The 16,527-nt window shown below is 75.0% G+C and carries 15 protein-coding genes; 9 read left to right on the forward strand and 6 right to left on the reverse strand.

Annotated features, from left to right (window positions below; genetic code table 11):
• Nucleotides 1-215: 215 nt before the first annotated feature.
• Nucleotides 216-1,235 (forward strand): LLM class flavin-dependent oxidoreductase, encoded by a 1,020-nt coding sequence (locus VKZ81_RS22585; protein WP_324243645.1) that lies wholly within the window; start codon nt 216-218, stop codon nt 1,233-1,235.
• A gap of 577 nt (nt 1,236-1,812) precedes the next feature.
• Here VKZ81_RS22585 and VKZ81_RS22590 read toward each other — a convergent pair.
• The 4 genes from VKZ81_RS22590 to ychF all read right to left on the reverse strand — a co-directional run bounded on the left by VKZ81_RS22590 (nt 1,813) and on the right by ychF (nt 5,041).
• Nucleotides 1,813-2,112 carry a dihydrofolate reductase family protein gene (locus VKZ81_RS22590; protein WP_324243646.1) on the reverse strand — a complete coding sequence of 100 codons (300 nt, stop codon included), beginning with the start codon at nt 2,110-2,112 and terminating at the stop codon, nt 1,813-1,815.
• A 250-nt stretch (nt 2,113-2,362) separates the two neighbouring features.
• Nucleotides 2,363-3,004: a TetR/AcrR family transcriptional regulator C-terminal domain-containing protein gene (locus tag VKZ81_RS22595; protein WP_324243647.1), complete on the reverse strand. Its 642-nt coding sequence runs from the start codon at nt 3,002-3,004 to the stop codon at nt 2,363-2,365.
• Nucleotides 3,001-3,888, reverse strand: coding sequence for an alpha/beta fold hydrolase (locus tag VKZ81_RS22600; protein WP_324243648.1), 888 nt, complete (start codon nt 3,886-3,888; stop codon nt 3,001-3,003). Before VKZ81_RS22600 ends, VKZ81_RS22595 begins: the two co-directional genes overlap by 4 nt.
• A gap of 79 nt (nt 3,889-3,967) precedes the next feature.
• Nucleotides 3,968-5,041, reverse strand: coding sequence for a redox-regulated ATPase YchF (gene ychF / locus VKZ81_RS22605; protein WP_324243649.1), 1,074 nt, complete (start codon nt 5,039-5,041; stop codon nt 3,968-3,970).
• A gap of 276 nt (nt 5,042-5,317) precedes the next feature.
• Between ychF and VKZ81_RS22610 the strand changes: the two genes are divergently transcribed.
• The 3 genes from VKZ81_RS22610 (at nt 5,318) to VKZ81_RS22620 (ending at nt 7,810) form a co-directional block, all read left to right on the forward strand.
• Nucleotides 5,318-5,725, forward strand: coding sequence for a hypothetical protein (locus tag VKZ81_RS22610; RefSeq protein WP_324243650.1), 408 nt, complete (start codon nt 5,318-5,320; stop codon nt 5,723-5,725).
• A gap of 85 nt (nt 5,726-5,810) precedes the next feature.
• Nucleotides 5,811-7,310, forward strand: a complete 1,500-nt coding sequence (locus tag VKZ81_RS22615) for a DNA-3-methyladenine glycosylase 2 family protein (protein WP_324243651.1) — start codon at nt 5,811-5,813, stop codon at nt 7,308-7,310.
• Entirely contained in the window at nt 7,307-7,810 is a 504-nt protein-coding gene (locus tag VKZ81_RS22620) for a methylated-DNA--[protein]-cysteine S-methyltransferase (protein ID WP_324243652.1), read from the forward strand. Before VKZ81_RS22615 ends, VKZ81_RS22620 begins: the two co-directional genes overlap by 4 nt.
• Before the next feature lie 133 nt (nt 7,811-7,943).
• Here VKZ81_RS22620 and VKZ81_RS22625 read toward each other — a convergent pair whose 3' ends face one another.
• Nucleotides 7,944-10,886, reverse strand: a complete 2,943-nt coding sequence (locus tag VKZ81_RS22625) for a P-loop NTPase fold protein (RefSeq protein WP_324243653.1) — start codon at nt 10,884-10,886, stop codon at nt 7,944-7,946.
• Between the two features lie 204 nt (nt 10,887-11,090).
• On the opposite strand from VKZ81_RS22625, the gene VKZ81_RS22630 reads away from it, so the two are divergent.
• Both VKZ81_RS22630 and VKZ81_RS22635 read left to right on the forward strand, forming a co-directional pair.
• The gene (locus tag VKZ81_RS22630; RefSeq protein ID WP_324243654.1) at nt 11,091-12,629 is read left to right on the forward strand and encodes a DNA recombination protein RmuC; all 1,539 of its coding nucleotides are present in this window, start codon (nt 11,091-11,093) and stop codon (nt 12,627-12,629) included.
• Between the two features lie 251 nt (nt 12,630-12,880).
• Complete coding sequence (locus VKZ81_RS22635) at nt 12,881-13,288, forward strand: DUF6542 domain-containing protein (protein ID WP_324243655.1); 408 nt, start codon at nt 12,881-12,883, stop codon at nt 13,286-13,288.
• Here the strand turns inward: VKZ81_RS22635 and VKZ81_RS22640 are convergent.
• Nucleotides 13,285-14,241 (reverse strand): 4-hydroxy-3-methylbut-2-enyl diphosphate reductase, encoded by a 957-nt coding sequence (locus VKZ81_RS22640; protein WP_324243656.1) that lies wholly within the window; start codon nt 14,239-14,241, stop codon nt 13,285-13,287. The genes VKZ81_RS22635 and VKZ81_RS22640 overlap by 4 nt on opposite strands.
• Nucleotides 14,242-14,350: 109 nt before the next feature.
• Between VKZ81_RS22640 and VKZ81_RS22645 the strand changes: the two genes are divergently transcribed.
• Genes VKZ81_RS22645 through VKZ81_RS22655 form a run of 3 tightly spaced genes read left to right on the forward strand, consistent with a single transcriptional unit; the run spans nt 14,351 to nt 16,457 of the window.
• Nucleotides 14,351-14,968 carry a lipid droplet-associated protein gene (locus VKZ81_RS22645; RefSeq protein WP_324243657.1) on the forward strand — a complete coding sequence of 206 codons (618 nt, stop codon included), beginning with the start codon at nt 14,351-14,353 and terminating at the stop codon, nt 14,966-14,968.
• Nucleotides 14,965-16,245: an exodeoxyribonuclease VII large subunit gene (gene xseA / locus VKZ81_RS22650; RefSeq protein WP_324243658.1), complete on the forward strand. Its 1,281-nt coding sequence runs from the start codon at nt 14,965-14,967 to the stop codon at nt 16,243-16,245. The genes VKZ81_RS22645 and xseA overlap by 4 nt, the downstream gene beginning before the upstream one ends.
• Nucleotides 16,242-16,457 (forward strand): exodeoxyribonuclease VII small subunit, encoded by a 216-nt coding sequence (locus tag VKZ81_RS22655; protein WP_324243659.1) that lies wholly within the window; start codon nt 16,242-16,244, stop codon nt 16,455-16,457. The genes xseA and VKZ81_RS22655 overlap by 4 nt, the downstream gene beginning before the upstream one ends.
• The last annotated feature ends 70 nt before the right edge of the window (nt 16,458-16,527 follow it).

Consider the following 16,527-nt stretch of genomic DNA (forward strand, 5'->3'; position numbering starts at 1 on the left):
GCGGTCGGGCCGCTACCGGTGGACGGTGGTGGTGGACGAGGGGAAGTCCGCGCACGGGTGGGCGGAGACGGAGGCGGAGGGGTGGTGGTTCGTGAAGGAGGCGGTGAACCGGCCGTTCCGCGGCACCCACCACCGCAGGCCCCGCGGGTTGTGGGCCCGGCCTCCCCAGTAGGAACCTGCGGAATGCCGCTCCCGAGGCCGCAGTTGGTTGAACCGTGAAGAAGATTGGCTTCCTGTCCTTCGGGCACTGGTCGGACTCGCCGCACTCGATGGTGCGGTCGGCCGCCGACGCCCTGCAGCAGTCGATCGAGCTCGCCGTGGCCGCGGAGGAGGTGGGCGCCGACGGCGCCTACTTCCGGGTCCACCACTTCGCCCAGCAGCTCGCCTCCCCGTTCCCGCTGCTGGCCGCGGCCGGCGCCCGCACCAGCCGGATCGAGCTGGGCACGGCCGTGATCGACATGCGCTACGAGAACCCGCTCTACATGGCCGAGGACGCGGGTGCGGCCGACCTCATCTCCGGTGGGCGGCTCCAGCTGGGGATCAGCCGGGGGTCGCCGGAGCAGGTGATCGACGGCTTCCGCTACTTCGGCTACGCACCGGCGGAGGGCCAGACCGACGCCGACATGGCCCGCGAGCACGCCCGGGTGTTCCTCGAGGTCATCAAGGGTGAGGGGTTCGCCCGCCCCAACCCGCGGCCGATGTTCCCCAACCCGCCGGGCCTGCTGCGGATCGAGCCGCACTCGCCGGGCCTGCGCGACCGGATCTGGTGGGGCGCGGGCACCAGGGCGACCGCCGAGTGGACGGCCGAGCAGGGGTTGAACCTGATGAGCTCGACGCTGCTCACCGAGGACACCGGCGTGCCGTTCCACCAGCTGCAGGCCGAGCAGATCCAGCGGTTCCGCGACGCGTGGAAGGCCGCCGGGCACACCCGCGAGCCGCGCGTCTCGGTCAGCCGCAGCATCTTCCCGATCGTCAACGACCTCGACCGCCGGCTGTTCTGGCGGGAGCGCGACAGCACCGACCAGGTCGGCTTCCTCGACGGCGGCACCGCCCGGTTCGGCCGCACCTACGCGGGCGAGCCGGACAAGCTGGTGAAGGAGCTGGCCGAGGACGAGGCGATCGCCGCCGCCGACACGCTGCTGCTCACGGTGCCCAACCAGCTGGGCGTGGACTACAACGCCCACGTCCTCGAGGCCGTGCTGACCCACGTCGCCCCGGAGCTCGGCTGGCGGTGACCCGCCTGCAGACCGCGGGCACGCACCTGCGGTTCACCAGCCGCCGGTCGGACTCGCCGCGGATCGACGTCGTGTGGACGTGCACGAGCGAGCAGGTCGACGAGAGGACGTCGGTGGCGGGAACCCGGTGCGGGCTGGTCTTCTCGGAGCAGGACGGGCGGCACCGGGCGGTCACCGGCCCCGAGACCGCCGCGGGCACGGCCCCCGTCCCGAAGGAGGCCGTGTTCGTCGGCATCGAGTTCGCGATCGGCACCACGCTGCGCGGCCTGCCGATCGCCTCCCTGGTCGACGGCGAGGTGGAGCTGCCGGACACGACGGCGAGGTCGTTCCACCTCGCCGGTCCCGGGTGGGAGATGCCGCACCCCGGCGACGCGGAGGCCCTCGTCGAGCGCCTGGTCCGGTCCGGCGCCGCGGCCAGGGAGCCGATCGTCGCCGAGGTGCTGCACGGCGGCCGCACCGACCTGTCGGAACGCACGCTGGAGCGCAGGGGGCTCGCGCGGGCGCTGCGCCGCTACGTCGGGCGGACGGCCACGCAGCTGCGGTCGCGCCGCGGTGGCGCGCTCGCGCTGGACCTCGCTCAGCCCACCACGTCGTACAGCAGCTTCACGACGCCGTTGGGGTCGCTCTGCGATTCGCGCGGCCGCAGGTTCTGCTCGTCCCGGTCGGCGGCGCTGAACGGGCTCTTGCCCGCACCGGGCAGCACCGGGAAGACCAGCGGGTGGTAGCGGTCGAGCAGGCGTGCGTCGGAGAGCCTGCGGGCACGCTCGGCGCCGCCGCGGACGAAGATCGCTGCGCCGTCGCCCTCCTCGAGCTTCGCGACCTCGTCGGTGGAGCGCAGGATCGTCGTCTCCCCAGCCGTCGACGAGCGCGTCCTCACAAGAGCGTCGACGAGACGACGTACTTCGCCGCGTGGTCCTGCGAGTCGCGCCACGTCGGGGCGAACGCCTCGGGCACGAACCCGGCGTCCGCGAACACCCATCCACCGCTGCGGTGCTCCTCGCCCGGCCCGCGCCGCCGGGGGAGTCCACGACGCCGTCGAGCGACGTGAACGCGGTGTAGACCAACGTCGTCTGCCCGCGCACGGTGAGCGGCCCCGGGGCCGCCCGTCGTGGCCAGAACCGACACCCTCAACCGGCGAGGCGGGCGAAGCTGTCGAGCATGGCGCTGACCCCGAGCTCGAAGTGCCCGCAGGCGCCCGCGTCGTCGGCTCCCCGGGCGAGCAGGTTGTACTCCGGCGAGTCCGGTGGCGGCTTCCGGCTGCGCCGCTCGCCGCCGAGCCGGAGCGCGGCCAGGGTGAGGGCGTGGCCGACGGCGAACTCGCGCAGGCAGCGCAGGACGCGCACGGCGTCGCCCGGGGTGAAGCCCGCCTCGGTCATCACCGTGATCATGCGGTTGCCGGTCTCGATGGCCGCCGGTGAGCGGACGGGACGGGTGGCGAAGATGGTCACGGCGTGCGGGTGGGCGAGCAGCACGTCCCGCAGGCGGTGGGTGTACTGCTCGGCCAGGTCGCGCCACGGCCCGTCCCAGGGCAGCGACTCGACGTCGAGCTCGTCGAAGAGGACCTCGGCGATGCCGTCGAACAGCGCCTCCTGATCGGCGAAGTACCGGTAGACGGCCATCGGGTCGACACCGAGCTCGGCGCCGAGCTTGCGCATCGAGAACCGGTCCCGCCCGATGTCGTCGACCAGCGCGAGGGCCGTCGCCGCGATGTACTCACGGCTCAGCGTCGGCCGCATCGGCCGCCGGCGGGGGTGCGCGTCGTCGCTCACGGGGCCAGGAGCTCGGTCAGACGGCGGGCGAACTCCGCGGGGTGCCGCTGGTACGCGGTGTGCCCGCCGGGGAACTCGACGCAGGCCACGCCGAGCCGCTCGGCCAGCACGTGGGCGGGCCGGTGGTAGGGGCGGCCCACGCTGTCCCGGCCGGTGGCGAACCACCACCGCACCCCGCTCGATCCGAGCGCGGCGAGGTCGGGTTCGTAGTCGTAGCAGAAGGCGGGCAGCTCACGACGGAAGAGGATCTCGGCGTTGCCGAGGAGGCGCTGCATCCCGCCCGGCGCGCGCCCGGTCAGCCGGCGCGACACCGCGCCGACGGACAGCACGCCCCGCAGCACCCCGGCCAGCGCCGCGCGGCCCGGGCGGGTCCGGACCCACCGCGGCGGGCGGGGCATGGTCATCGCCGCGAAGGCGACGAACCCCCGCACCGGTCCTTCGGTCTCGGCGATGCGGCGCAGTTCGTCCAGTTCGCGGTGCTCCGGGCTGCCCGGCAGGACCTGCACCAGCGGCGGCTCGTGCACCACCGCGCCCAGCAGCCGGTCGCTGTGCCTCGCCAGGACCTCCAGCGCGATGACCGCCCCGCCGCTGCTGCCGAAGACGTGGGCTCGCTCGATCCCGTGGTGGTCCAGCACGGCCACCACGTCGGCCGCCTGGTCGGCGACCGCGACGGGGACGCGAGCGTCGTCGAGCCTGCTGCGGGAGTTGCCCCGGCGGTCGTAGGTGATCACCGTGAACCGCGTCGCCAGCAACGGTACGACCTCGGCGTACATCTCGGCGTCACCGCCACCGCCGGGGACCAGCACCAGCGGCGGGCCGGTACCGGTCGTCTCCGTGTGCAACCACGCACCGGCGGACCGGACGGCGTCTACGCTGTAGACCACGTCTACAGCGTAGACGACCCGTGCCCGGCAGCGACCGACGCGGCTTTCGCCGCGGGCGAACCCGGGGCTCGGAGCCCGGTCAGACGTTGAAGCGGAACTCCACCACGTCGCCGTCGGCCATGACGTAGTCCTTGCCCTCCATGCGGACCTTGCCCGCCGCCTTGGCCGCCGCCATCGACCCGGCCTCGACGAGGTCGTCGTAGGAGACGATCTCGGCCTTGATGAACCCGCGCTCGAAGTCGGTGTGGATCACGCCGGCGGCCTGGGGCGCGGTGGCGCCCTTCTTGATCGTCCAGGCGCGGGCCTCCTTGGGTCCGGCCGTGAGGAACGTCTGCAGGCCGAGGGTGTGGAAGCCGGCGCGGGCGAGCGCGTGCAGGCCGGGCTCCTCCTGGCCGATCGACTCCAGCAGCTCCCGGGCCGACTCCTCGTCCAGCTCGAGCAGCTCGGCCTCGACCTTCGCGTCGAGGAAGACGGCGTCGGCGGGGGCGACGAGCGAGGCGAGCTCCTTGCGACGGGCCTCGTCGGAGAGCACGTCCTCGTCGGCGTTGAAGACGTAGAGGAACGGCTTCGTCGTGAGCAGCGACAGCTCGCGCAGCGGCGCCCGGTCGACGCCGGCCGCGAACAGCGTCCTGCCCCCGTTGAGGATCTCGACGGCCTGCTCGGCGGCCTCCAACGCCGGGCGGCGGTCCTTGTGGGTGCGCGCCTCCTTCTGCAGGCGCGGCAGGGCCTTCTCCAGGGTCTGCAGGTCGGCGAGGATCAGCTCGGTGGAGATCGTCTCGATGTCGCCCGCTGCGTCGATGCGGCCCTCGACGTGGACGACGTCCGGGTCGTCGAACACGCGCACGACCTGGCAGATGGCGTCCGACTCGCGGATGTTCGCGAGGAACTTGTTGCCCAGCCCCGCGCCCTCGGACGCGCCCTTGACGATGCCCGCGATGTCGACGAACGACACGGTGGCCGGCACGGTCCGGGCCGACGAGAACATCTTCGCCAGCACGTCGAGGCGGGGGTCGGGAAGCGGCACCACCCCGACGTTCGGCTCGATCGTGGCGAACGGGTAGTTCGCGGCGAGCACGTCGTTGCGGGTCAGGGCGTTGAACAGCGTCGATTTGCCGACGTTGGGCAGCCCGACGATGCCGAGGGTGAGTGACACGGGACTCCAGCGTAGTCCCGACGCTGATGAGGGTTCTCCCGTCGGGGGCTACCCCGTCTCGCGGGGCCGCGGCGAACCGGGCACGACGCTCGCCGCCACCGCCGGGGCCCGCATCGCCGAGAGGCCGCGGTGCTCGCCGGGCCAGGCGTGCGGGTCGGGCTGCGGCGGGGCACCGCTCGTCGCGCCTGTTCGCCCGTTCGCGGACCCCGCCATAACGCGTCCGGAGCCGGATCGATGGTCTGGGTGGAGCTGTCGCCGGTGTGGAAAGGTGATCTTGTGCGGTTCCCACCCCGACTCGCGCTCGCAGCCTCGGCGCTCGGCATGGTCGTCGCGAGCAGCGGCGCCGTGCTGTTGATGCCCGACCAGGACGAGGCCGTGGCCGTGCCGGTCCCCGAGATCACGTCCCCGCCGCAGCCGCAGGCGCCCGCCCCCGTCGAGCCGGTGGCGGCGCCCGCGCCCGGGATCACGGGCGCCCAGATCGCCGAGATCGCCCTCGCCCCCGCGCGCGAGCGCGCCGCCGCGATCATCGAGGAACAAGCCCGCGCCGAGCAGCGCGAGCGCGAGGAGGTGCGGGAGCGCGCGAGGCGGGGCGACGACGGCGACCGCTGGGACGAGCTGCGCGAACGGATCCGCGAGGCCTGCGAGGACGGGCGTATCCGCGGCCAGATCTGCCGCGCCGGCTAGCGCTCCCCTCCGCCCACGACCCTTCCGGCGGGCCGCGTCCGATTTCCGCCAGTGCGGGCGCGTCGGCGGTGGCAGAGTCCATGTCGTGCTGCTGGACCAGGACGTCTGCTACCGCGCCGTCGCCTCGCGCGACGCCCGTTTCGACGGGCGCTTCATCACGGCCGTGCGCACGACCGGCATCTACTGCAGGCCGTCGTGCCCCGCCGTCACGCCGAAGCGGCACAACGTCGAGTTCCTGCCGACGGCGGGCGCGGCGCAGCAGCGCGGGTACCGCGCGTGCCGGCGCTGCCAGCCCGACGCCGTGCCGGGCTCGCCCGACTGGAACCTGCGCGCCGACCTCGCCGCCCGCGCGATGCGGCTCATCGCCGACGGCGTCGTCGAGCGGCAGGGCGTGCCGGGGCTCGCGGCCCGGCTCGGCTACTCGGAGCGGCACCTCAACCGGGTGCTGACCGCGGAGCTCGGGGCGGGGCCGCTGGCGCTCGCGCGGGCGCACCGGGCCCACACGGCCCGGCTGCTGGTCGAGACGACGCCGATGGCGATGGCCGACATCGCGTTCGCGGCCGGCTTCTCCAGCGTGCGCCAGTTCAACGACACCGTGCGCGAGGTGTACGGCGTGCCCCCGTCGACGCTGCGCGCAGAGGCGCGGCGGCGCCGGGGCGGGGCCGTGCCCACCGCAGCCGGCACGCTCGTGCTGCGACTGCCGTACCGCCCACCGTTCGACGCCGAGGGGCTGCTCGCGTACTTCGCCGCCCGCGCGATCGAGGGCGTCGAGGCGGTCGAGGGCTCCACGTACCGGCGCACGCTGCGGCTGCCGCACGGCGCGGCCACGGTGGCGCTCGATCTCACGCCCGCGCCGCGCAACGGGCACGTCGTCGCCACGCTGCGGCTCGCGGACCCGCGCGACCTCGGGCCCGCGGTCGCCCGGCTGCGCAGGCTGCTCGACCTCGACGCCGACCCGGTCGCGGTCGACGCCGTCCTCGGCGCCGACCCGGACCTCGGGCGGTCCGTCGCCGCGGTGCCGGGGATCCGGCTGCCGGGCACCGTCGACGGCGTCGAGACGGCGCTGCGCGCGGTGCTCGGGCAACAGGTGTCCGTGGCCGCGGCCCGCACCGCGGCGGGCAGGCTCGCCGCCGCGCTCGGGGACCGGCTCCCGGACACGCTCGCGGGTGACGGCCCCGCCCTGCTGTTCCCCTCGCCCGAGGCGATCGCCGAGCGCGGCGCCGAGGTGCTCACCGGGCCGCGGCGGCGGATCGAGACCGTCCGGCGGCTGGCGGGGGCGGTGGCCGACGGCGCGCTGCTGCTCGACCCCGGCTGCGACCCCGCCGAGTTGCGCGCCACGCTGTGCGCGCTGCCCGGCGTCGGGCCGTGGACGGCGGGCTACCTCGCGATGCGGCTGCTCGGCGACCCCGACGAGCTGCTCGCCACCGACCTCGGCGTGCGCCGCGGCGCCGCCGCGCTGGGCCTCCCGTCCGACCTCCCCGGGCTCACGGCCCGGGGCGCCGGCTGGGCGCCGTGGCGCTCCTACGCCGCCACCCACCTCTGGCGGGCCGCGCCCGCCACCACCTCGAACCGGAGGACGTCATGAGCACCGCCACCTGGGCCACGATCGACACGGGGATCGGCCCGTTCACCGCCGTCGTCGCCACGGACGGGGCCGTGCTGGCCTCGGGCTGGACGCGCAGGCTCGACGAGCTGCTCCCGCAGGTCCACCCGACGCTGCGGCCCACCGAGCTGGTCGAGGGCGACCTCGGTCCCGTGGCCGACGCGATCGTGCGCTACCACGACGGCGACCTCGGCGCGATCGACGACGTGCCCGTCCGGCAGCGGTCGGGCGCGTTCCTCGAGCACGCGTGGGAGGTGCTGCGCACGGTGCCGCCGGGCGCGCCGGTGACCTACACCGAGTACGCCGCCAAGTCCGGCCGCCCCGCCGCCGTGCGCGCGGCCGCGTCGGCCTGCGCCCGCAACGCGGCGGCGCTGTTCGTGCCGTGCCACCGGGTGCTGCGCACCGACGGCAGCCTCGGCGGCTTCCGCTGGGGGGTGGACGTGAAGCGGGCGCTGCTGGCCCACGAGTCGGGGCGAGGCTGACCCCACCCCGGCGAGTCGCGCTCTCGGTGCGCGCGAGTCGCGCGCTGAGTGTGCGCGAGTCGCGCGCTGGGTGTCGGCGAGTCGCGCGCTCGGTGTCGGCGAGTCGCAGCTCGGGGCGCAGCGGCGCTGCGCGTCAGTCGAACAGCGCGTAGCTCACGAAGCCGTACCGGGCGACGGTGCGCGCGAGCGGCTGGTAGGTGGAGGCCCTGCCGAGCAGGGGGAACTCGTGCGCGAAGCGGTCGATCACCCCGGCGAGCCGGGTGCAGACCGACGACGGTTCGTCGCGCAGAACCGATCCGATCGGCTCGTCGGGCTCGGCCCGCAGGATGCGCTCCAGCAGGCCGCGCGCCTCCGAGGGGCAGCTGACGATCCCGGCGATGAGCAACGCCGCGGCCTGGAACCGCCCGCCGCGCTCGTCGCCGAGGAACGCGTCGAGCTCGTCGTCGGGGATCCCCGCGCGCAGCAGGACGTAGAGGTTCACGGCCTTCTTCACGGCCCGCGGCGTGTCCAGGAGCGAGGCGATGCGCGGGAGGAACTCGGCCTCTTCCGGCCGGATGCGCAGCTGCTGGGGAGCGACCCCCTCCACCGACGGCGCGTCGTCCCGAGGCTCGGCTGCCACCGCCGCCGGTTCGCTCCGCTCGATCTCGGGGTGCTCGGCCGGCGCGGGCTCGCTCGCACCGTCCCCCGAGGGCGGGGCCGGCGGCGCGGCGGCGTCCGGTTCGACGTCCGGGAGCAACGAACGGAGGTACTCCCCGGCCCGGTCGTTCATCGGCCGCACCGCGAACGGCACGTGGAAGATCTTGTCGAGGTAGTCCAGCGCCCGGACCCGACCGTCGAGCGGCTTGCCGTAGTGCTCCTCCAACGCGGCGAGCAGCCAGCGCGGGTCGACGGCCACGACGACGATGAACAGCGACGTGCTCAGCAGCAGGTTCACCGCCTGCAGCACGTGGACGACGCGATCGGACGTGCACCGGTCGAGGTCGTCGACGTAGAGGACGATCCGTGGGCGGGTGCGCTCGTCGAGCTTGCTCATCTGCTCGTCGAGCCGGCTGAGGTCCTGGTGGATCTGGCCGGTGAGCCCGCGGAACGGCTTGTACCGGTCGCCCGCGTTGAGCTCGTCGACGACCGCTTTCAGGCCGCGCACCGGGTCGGCGTGCTGGAGCTCGGCCTCGAGCGCGGCGATCTCCTCGGTCAGCCGCTCCTTGTCCGCGACGAGCTTGCGGTGCGCGGACGTCGTGATCTCGTTCGCCCTGCGCCAGACCGACACGACCGGCGCGACCAGCCCGGCCACCACCGGTACCGCCGCGAACCACGTGACCACCGTCGACCCGAGCGCCGTCCCGGCGACGAACACGACCGCGGCGAGGGCCGCCCACGCGGCCGCGTACCGAACCGCGCGCCACCGGACGCCGTGGACGGCCTGTCGGCTCGCCGCCCGCGCGATCAGGGCGAGGCGCCGCGGCTGCCACAGCCAGCCCCACCAGCCGCGCTCGGGCTCCAGCTCGTCGATCTGCCGCAGCTCGCCCGCCAGCCGGTCCCGTTTGCTCCGCGCGGCGTCGAGCCGGGCTTCGAGCTCGACCACCGACGGCGCCTCCTCCGAGCGGTTCGGCGCCTCCTCGCGCAGCGCCCGGAACAGGTGCTCGACGAGGCCGACCCAGACGTGGTCGTCGCTGTAGTGCCACGCGTTGAACCGGACCTGGCGGATCGTCGGCGAGTACGGGCTGTCCGGATCGGCCGCGGCGTGCCCGCACAACACGGCGACCCGCCGGCTCACGAGGTTCATGAACGTCGACTTGCCGCTGCCCCAGTCGCCCAACAGCGCCACCGACAGCGGCGGCGACGTGGTCGTCGACGCCAGCAGTGCCGCCATCGCGTTGACGTCCGCGGTGACGCCGAGCCGGTCCTCCGCGCTCTCGGCATCGCTCCGCACGTCGGCGTACCGGACGCCCGACGGCGTCGACCTGACGGCCCGTCCCCCGCCGGTCCACACCGCGGCCCACGCCTCGGCCGACTCGTCCCGCCGATGGCGTTCGACGCCGTCGCGCAGGGCGTCCCGCAACTCCTGCCGGCTCGCCCCCAGCGCGTCGAGCACCGGCCCGGGGATCTCCGCGTCGACGGCGACGACCGCGACGTGGTGCGGGCGCACCTCGCTGCTGCCGACCTGCCGAGCGATCCGCTCGGCGGCGCCGACCACGTCGGCCAGCTCCGGCGCGTCCGCCACCGGGGCGGGTACGGCATCGGAGTCGAGGCCGACCGCACCCGCACGGGTGAGCGCGCGGGTGATCCGCTCGGCCGGCTCGTCCGGAAGCGCCCGCACCAGTGCGGCGGTGACGTCCTGGTTCGGCGCGCGGCGGCCGGCCGAGAGGACCCCGAGCAGGACGTCGAGGGCGGTCGCCCGGGGCGCGTACCTCGCCCGCGTGACGGTGAGGACGGCGCGAAGCAGCCGCTCGGCGGCCGGTGACACGGGCAGCCTTCGCCCGACGGGATCCCAGAGGTCCCACGCCTGGCGGATCGCGCGTTCGGCGACGTCGTCCCGGCACACGAAGACGACCGACCGCAGGTTCGCCACGTCGCGGACGACGGCGCGAACCCGGGCCACGACCGCGGCGGCGACCTCCTCGACCGGCAGCCCGGCCGCCTCGCCGCCGAGCAGCGGCAGCCCCAGCGCACCCACCGGCCGCGCATCCGCCATCCGCACCACGGCCGCAGCCGCCCGCACCGCGGCCTCGACCGTCGCGCGCCCGCCCCGGGAACCCCCGCCCGGTTCCCGGACCGTCGCGACCGCGATGCTGCGCAGCCGGGTTCGCAGCGTCCGCGCGTACGGCTCGGGGACGGGCAGCTCGACGGGCGTGTCGGGGGTGAGGGCGCCGTAGTCGATGTCCGCCCAGCCGAGATCCGGCATGGCGGCCCGGACGGCCCGGCCGAGCACGCCGAGGTGAGGCGCCGGGCTCGCCGAGATCGTCAGCACGTCGATCGGCAGCGTCCACGGCTCGCTCGTCCTGCCGATCGCGAACTCGACACCGCCGACGTGACCGAGCCGAAGCAGCCCCGACCTGCGCACGGAAGTCGCCGACATGCCCGATCTCCTCATTCGACCGGGCGAGACCCTCTCACGAACGACACGGAGGCGATCTGGCCCATCGGCGAGTCGCGCCCTCGGTGCGCCCGAGTCGCGCGCTGGGTGCGCGTTCGACCGTCCGTTCGACCGTTCGGCGATCAGTCCGCCCCCGCGCCCGCGTGCCTCCCACGGATCGTCGGAGGTGTCCGTGACGCTGGTCGGATGGACACCGCGACCGTATCCGTGCTGCTGATCGGCGTGATCGTGGGCGCAGTGCTGGGCGCGGGGGCCGCGTGGCTGGTCCTGTCGACCCGCACCCGGGTCTCCGCGGCCGAGGCGGCGAAGGCCGCAGCCGACGCCACCGCGATGCTGCGGGCGGACGCCGCGGGCCTGCGCGCCGAGCGGGCCGGCCTCGTGCAGCGCCTCGACGAGCTGACCGAGACCTACGAGCGCACGGTCGAGCGGCTGCGCAAGGCCGAGGCCGACGCGGCGGCCGCGGAGGCGGCGCTGCGCAGCGAGCGGGAGGCGAGCGCCCAGCGGGAGGCCCTGCTCACCCGGCGCGACGCGGAGCTCAAGCAGGCGTTCCAGGCGCTGTCGGCCGACGCGCTCGCCCGCAACAACGAGCAGTTCGTCGCGCTGGCCGAGGGCCGGATCAAGGAGGCGACCGCCGCGCTCGCCGCGAAGGCCGACGGCGACGCGGCGGAACGGGCCCAGGCGATCGGCAAGCTGCTCGACCCGGTGGCCGCGGCGCTGCAGCGGGTGGAGGGGCAGCTGCGCACCGTCGAGAAGGAGCGGGAGTCGGCGTACGCGAGCCTGCGCGAGCAGGTCAGCGCGATGCGCAACAGCTCGGAGCGGTTGCAGGACGAGACCAAGCAGCTGGTCAACGCGCTGCGCGCGCCGCAGGTCCGCGGTCGGTGGGGCGAACTGCAACTGGAGCGGATCGTGCAGCTCGCCGGCATGGTCGAGCACTGCGACTTCTCCACCCAGGTCGTCGGGCAGGGCGAGGACGGCGGCGTGCGCCCCGACCTCGTGGTGCACCTCGCGGGCGGCAAGCAGATCGTGGTGGACGCGAAGGTGCCGTTCGCCGCGTACCTGGAGGCGGTGGAGTCGCGCGACCCCGAGGTCCACCGGGAGCGCCTCGCCGCCCACGCCCGCCAGCTGCGCCAGCACGTCGACGCGCTGAGCGCGAAGAGCTACTGGGCGGCGTTCCAACCGTCGCCGGAGTTCGTGGTGCTGTTCGTGCCGGGCGACCCGTTCCTCGAGGCCGCGCTGCAGGCCGACCCGGCGCTGCTCGAGCACGCGTTCTCGAACAACGTCGTGATCGCCACCCCCACCACGCTCATCGCGCTGCTGCGCACCGTCGCCTACACGTGGCGGCAGGAGGCCCTCGCCCGCAACGCCGCGCAGGTGCACCAGCTGGGCAAGGAGCTGCACAGCAGGCTCGCGACGATGGGCACGCACGTGGCCAAGCTCGGCCGGAGCCTCGACACCGCGGTGGCGAGCTACAACCAGACGGTGTCGTCGCTGGAGGCGCGCGTGCTGGTGACGGCCCGCAAGCTCACCGACCTCGGGGCGGCCGACGGCACGATCGACGAGCTCAGCCAGGTCGAGCGCGCGCCGCGCACGGTCGCCGCGCCCGAGCTGGTGGCATCGGCCGCGGACTCGCTGGTCGCGCTGCACGAGCTGAACCGGGTCGACCGGCCGGGTGAACGGGCCGGCGGCGACGGACGCGATGAGTCGCGGGCTACCGTGACGGGATGACCGACCCGGCAGGCGAGCGCATCCCCCGACGCCGCCCGTCCGCCGACTCCGCGCGCGGCGGCGGCTCCCGCCCCCGGTCCGGCTCGCCGAGCCGGGGTTCCCGCACGGCGGCGGATCCGGGCCGGACGCCGCGATCCCCGCGCGCGGCCGAGCCGGCGACGGCGGGCGCGCGCAGGTCCTCGACGGGCACGAAGCCTGCGGCGGCCCCGGAACGCCCGTTGCGGGAGCGAACCGCGAGCGGCCAGTGGCCGATGGCCGACCGATCCCTGATCCCCAGCGTGCTGGGGATACCGCCGATCGCGGCGGTCGGGATCGCGGTCGCGCTCACCGCGATCGGCGTGGTCGTCGACCTGACGCGGATCGGCACCCCGGGCACGGTGTTCACGATCTGCCACATCGCCGGCTGCGTGCTCGCGGTGGTCTGGGTGCGCCGCAGCGGCCTGTTCGGGCCGATGGTGCAGCCGCCGCTGCTGGTGGCGGCAACGGTACCGGTCGTGGTGCTGCTGTCCGGCTCACCGCGGCCCGGTCAGGGGGTGGCCGAGCGGCTGCTCGTGATCGGGGCGCCACTGGTCAACGCGTTCCCGGTGATGGCGTGGGCCACCGGGACGGTCCTCGCGCTCGGCCTGCTGCGGATCGCGCTGCAACGGCCGCGCCGCTAGCGCGCGGCCCGGGCGGGGCGCAGCTCGCGCGGCAGCGAGAACCGGAGCGTCTCCTCCGCGGTGGTGACCTCCTCGACCGACTCCCAGCCCCGCTCGGCGAGGTGGTCGAGCACGCCGCGCACGAGCACCTCGGGCACGGACGCGCCGCTGGTGAGCCCGATCGTGGTGACGCCCTCGAGCCAGGCGTCGTCGATCTCGCGCGCGTAGTCGATGAGGCGGGCCGCGCCGGCGCCCGCGGTGAGGGCGACCTCGACCAGCCGCACCGAGTTGGACGAGTTCTTGGAGCCGACGACGAGCACGAGGTCGCAGTGCGGCGCCATCGCCTTGACCGCCACCTGCCGGTTCTGGGTGGCGTAGCAGATGTCGTCGCTCGGCGGGTCCTGCAGCGACGGGAACCGCTCGCGCAGCGCCCGCACGGTCTCCATCGTCTCGTCGACCGACAGCGTGGTCTGCGACAGCCACACGACCTTCTCCGGGTCGCGGACCTTCACGTTCGCGACGTCCGCCGCGGTCTCGACGAGCTGGATGTGCTCGGGTGCCTCGCCGGAGGTGCCCTCGACCTCCTCGTGCCCGTGGTGGCCGACGAGCAGGATGTCGTAGTCCTCGCGGGCGAACCGCTTGGCCTCGCCGTGCACCTTCGTGACGAGCGGGCAGGTGGCGTCGATGGTGCGCAGCCCGCGCTCCTTGGCCTGCTCGCGCACCGCGGGCGAGACGCCGTGGGCGGAGAACACGACGAGCGCGCCCTCCGGCACCTCGTCGGTCTCGTCGACGAAGATCGCGCCCCGCTCGCTCAGCGTCTCGACGACGTGCACGTTGTGCACGATCTGCTTGCGCACGTAGACCGGCGGGCCGTGCTGCTCGAGCGCCCGCTCGACCGCCTCGACGGCGCGGTCGACACCGGCGCAGTACCCGCGCGGCGCGGCCAGCAGGACGCGCTTCGTAGCACCCGACATGCCCCCAGCCTACGGACCGGGCCGCCGCCGGGCCGCCGACAGGGACGAACGGCACTTCCCGCGGCGGGCCCCGGGTTGTTCCGGCGCCGCTGCGGGGGAGACTGTGGGTATGAGTCCGCTGCCGCTGCCGGTCCGTGTCGCCGCCGGCCTCGTCGTGTCCGCCGTGGAACAGGCCAGGGAGCTGCCGCGCCTCGTGGTCGAGCTGCCGGTCACCGCCGTCAGCCAGGCCCTGCAGGCGTCCATGCGCGTGCAGCAGAAGGTCACCGAGCTGGCGATCAAGGGCGACCAGGCCTTGAGCACGCTGCGGCCGGTCGAGGAGCGGCCGAGCTGGGCGACGTTCGACGACGAGGACGAGACGCCCGCGTCGGGCAACGGCGCGGTCACCGAGCTGCGCCCGCACCGGGACCCGGAGCCGCAGGCCGACACCGCGGTGGAGACGGCGGCTGCGGCCACCGCGTCGGCCGCGGCCGGCGACACCTCGGGTGAGCCGGCGGGCGACACGGCGGGTGACGCAGGCGAGCGCACCGACTCCGCCGACGACGAGGCCACCGGGCCGAACGTGCTGCCGAACTACCAGGAGCTCACGATCCCGCAGCTGCGCGGGCGGCTGCGCCGCCTGAGCGTCGACGAGCTCCGGGCGCTGCTCGAGTGGGAGACCACGCACGCCAACCGCGCCCCGTACGTCACGATGCTCTCCAACCGGATCACCACGGTCACCGAAGGGTGAGCGGCTCCCCGACCTCACCGGAGCAGCCGTGGCCGGTGCGCACGGTGGCCCGCAAGATCGCCGAGTGGGTCGACCGCCTCGGCGCGGTGTGGGTCGAGGGCCAGCTCGCCCAGGTCACGGCCCGGGCAGGCACGGGCACGGCGTTCCTCGTGCTGCGCGACCCGGCTGCGGACGTGTCGCTGCAGCTCACCGCCCCGATCGGGCTGGTCCGCGACGCCGGTCCCGCGGTGGCGGAGGGCAACCGGGTCGTGGTGCACGGCAAGCCGTCGTTCTTCCTCGGCCGCGGCACGCTGTCGCTGCGCGTCGACGACATCCGCGCCGTCGGGATCGGGGAGCTGCTCGCGCGCATCGAGCGGCTGCGCAGGCTGCTCGCGGCGGAGGGCCTGTTCGACCCGGCCCGCAAGCGCCGCCCCCCGTTCCTCCCCCGCTGCATCGGGCTGATCACCGGGCGCGCGTCGGCCGCCGAGCGCGACGTCGTCACGAACGCCCAGGCCCGCTGGCCCGCGGTCCGGTTCCGGATCGAGCCGGTGGCGGTGCAGGGACCGCTCGCGGTGCCGCAGATCGTCGACGCGCTGGGGGCGCTCGACCGCGACCCCGAGGTCGACGTCATCGTGCTGGCGCGCGGCGGCGGCAGCGTCGAGGACCTGCTGCCGTTCTCCGACGAGACGCTCTGCCGCGCGGTCGCCGACTGCCGCACCCCGGTGGTCTCGGCGATCGGGCACGAGCCCGACACCCCGCTGGTCGACCACGTGGCCGACGTGCGCTGCTCCACCCCCACGGAGGCGGGCCGCAGGCTGGTGCCGGACATCGCGGAGGAGACCGCTCGCATCGCCGAGCTGCGCAACCGCGCCCGCCGAGCCCTCGCGGGCTGGGTGGACCGGGAGGAACGGCTCCTCTCGGCGTTGCGCAACCGCCCGGTGCTGGCCGAGCCGCTGCGCGCCATCGACGCCCGCGCCGAGGAGGTCGAGCGGCTGCGCGCCGCGGCGCGCGCGTGCATCGAGCGCGGGCTGGAGCGGCGCACCCACGACCTCGAGCACGTCCGCGCCCGGCTGGCCGCGCTCGGCCCGGCCGCCACCCTCGCCCGCGGCTACGCGATCGTCCAGCGGGTCACGGACGGCGCGGGCCCGCTGCCGGTGCTGCGGTCGGTCGACGAGGTCGCGCCGGGTGACCGGCTGCGGATCCGGGTCTGCGACGGCGCGGTCGGCGCCACCGTGGGCGAACCGGACGCGGTGCGGGACGGCGCTGGTACGACGAGGACGAAGGCGAGCACGACATGACCGAACGACCCGTCGACGAGCTGGGCTACGAGCAGGCCCGCGACGAGCTCGCCGAGGTGGTCCGCGCCCTCGAGGCGGGCGGCCTCGGCCTGGACGAGTCCGTGGCGCTGTGGGAGCGCGGGGAGGCGCTCGCCCGCCGCTGCGAGGAGCAGCTCGCGGGCGCCCGGGAACGGGTGCAGAAGGTGCTGGGCGAGGCCGGGTCGTCCGACTGACCCCGAGGCCGACGACCAGGGTCGGGTCGGGGTCGATCCCCGATCACGGCGCCCGCCCCGGGCGGCAGGA

The organism is Pseudonocardia sp., assembly GCF_035305885.1.
Taxonomy (GTDB): Bacteria; Actinomycetota; Actinomycetes; order Mycobacteriales; family Pseudonocardiaceae; genus Pseudonocardia.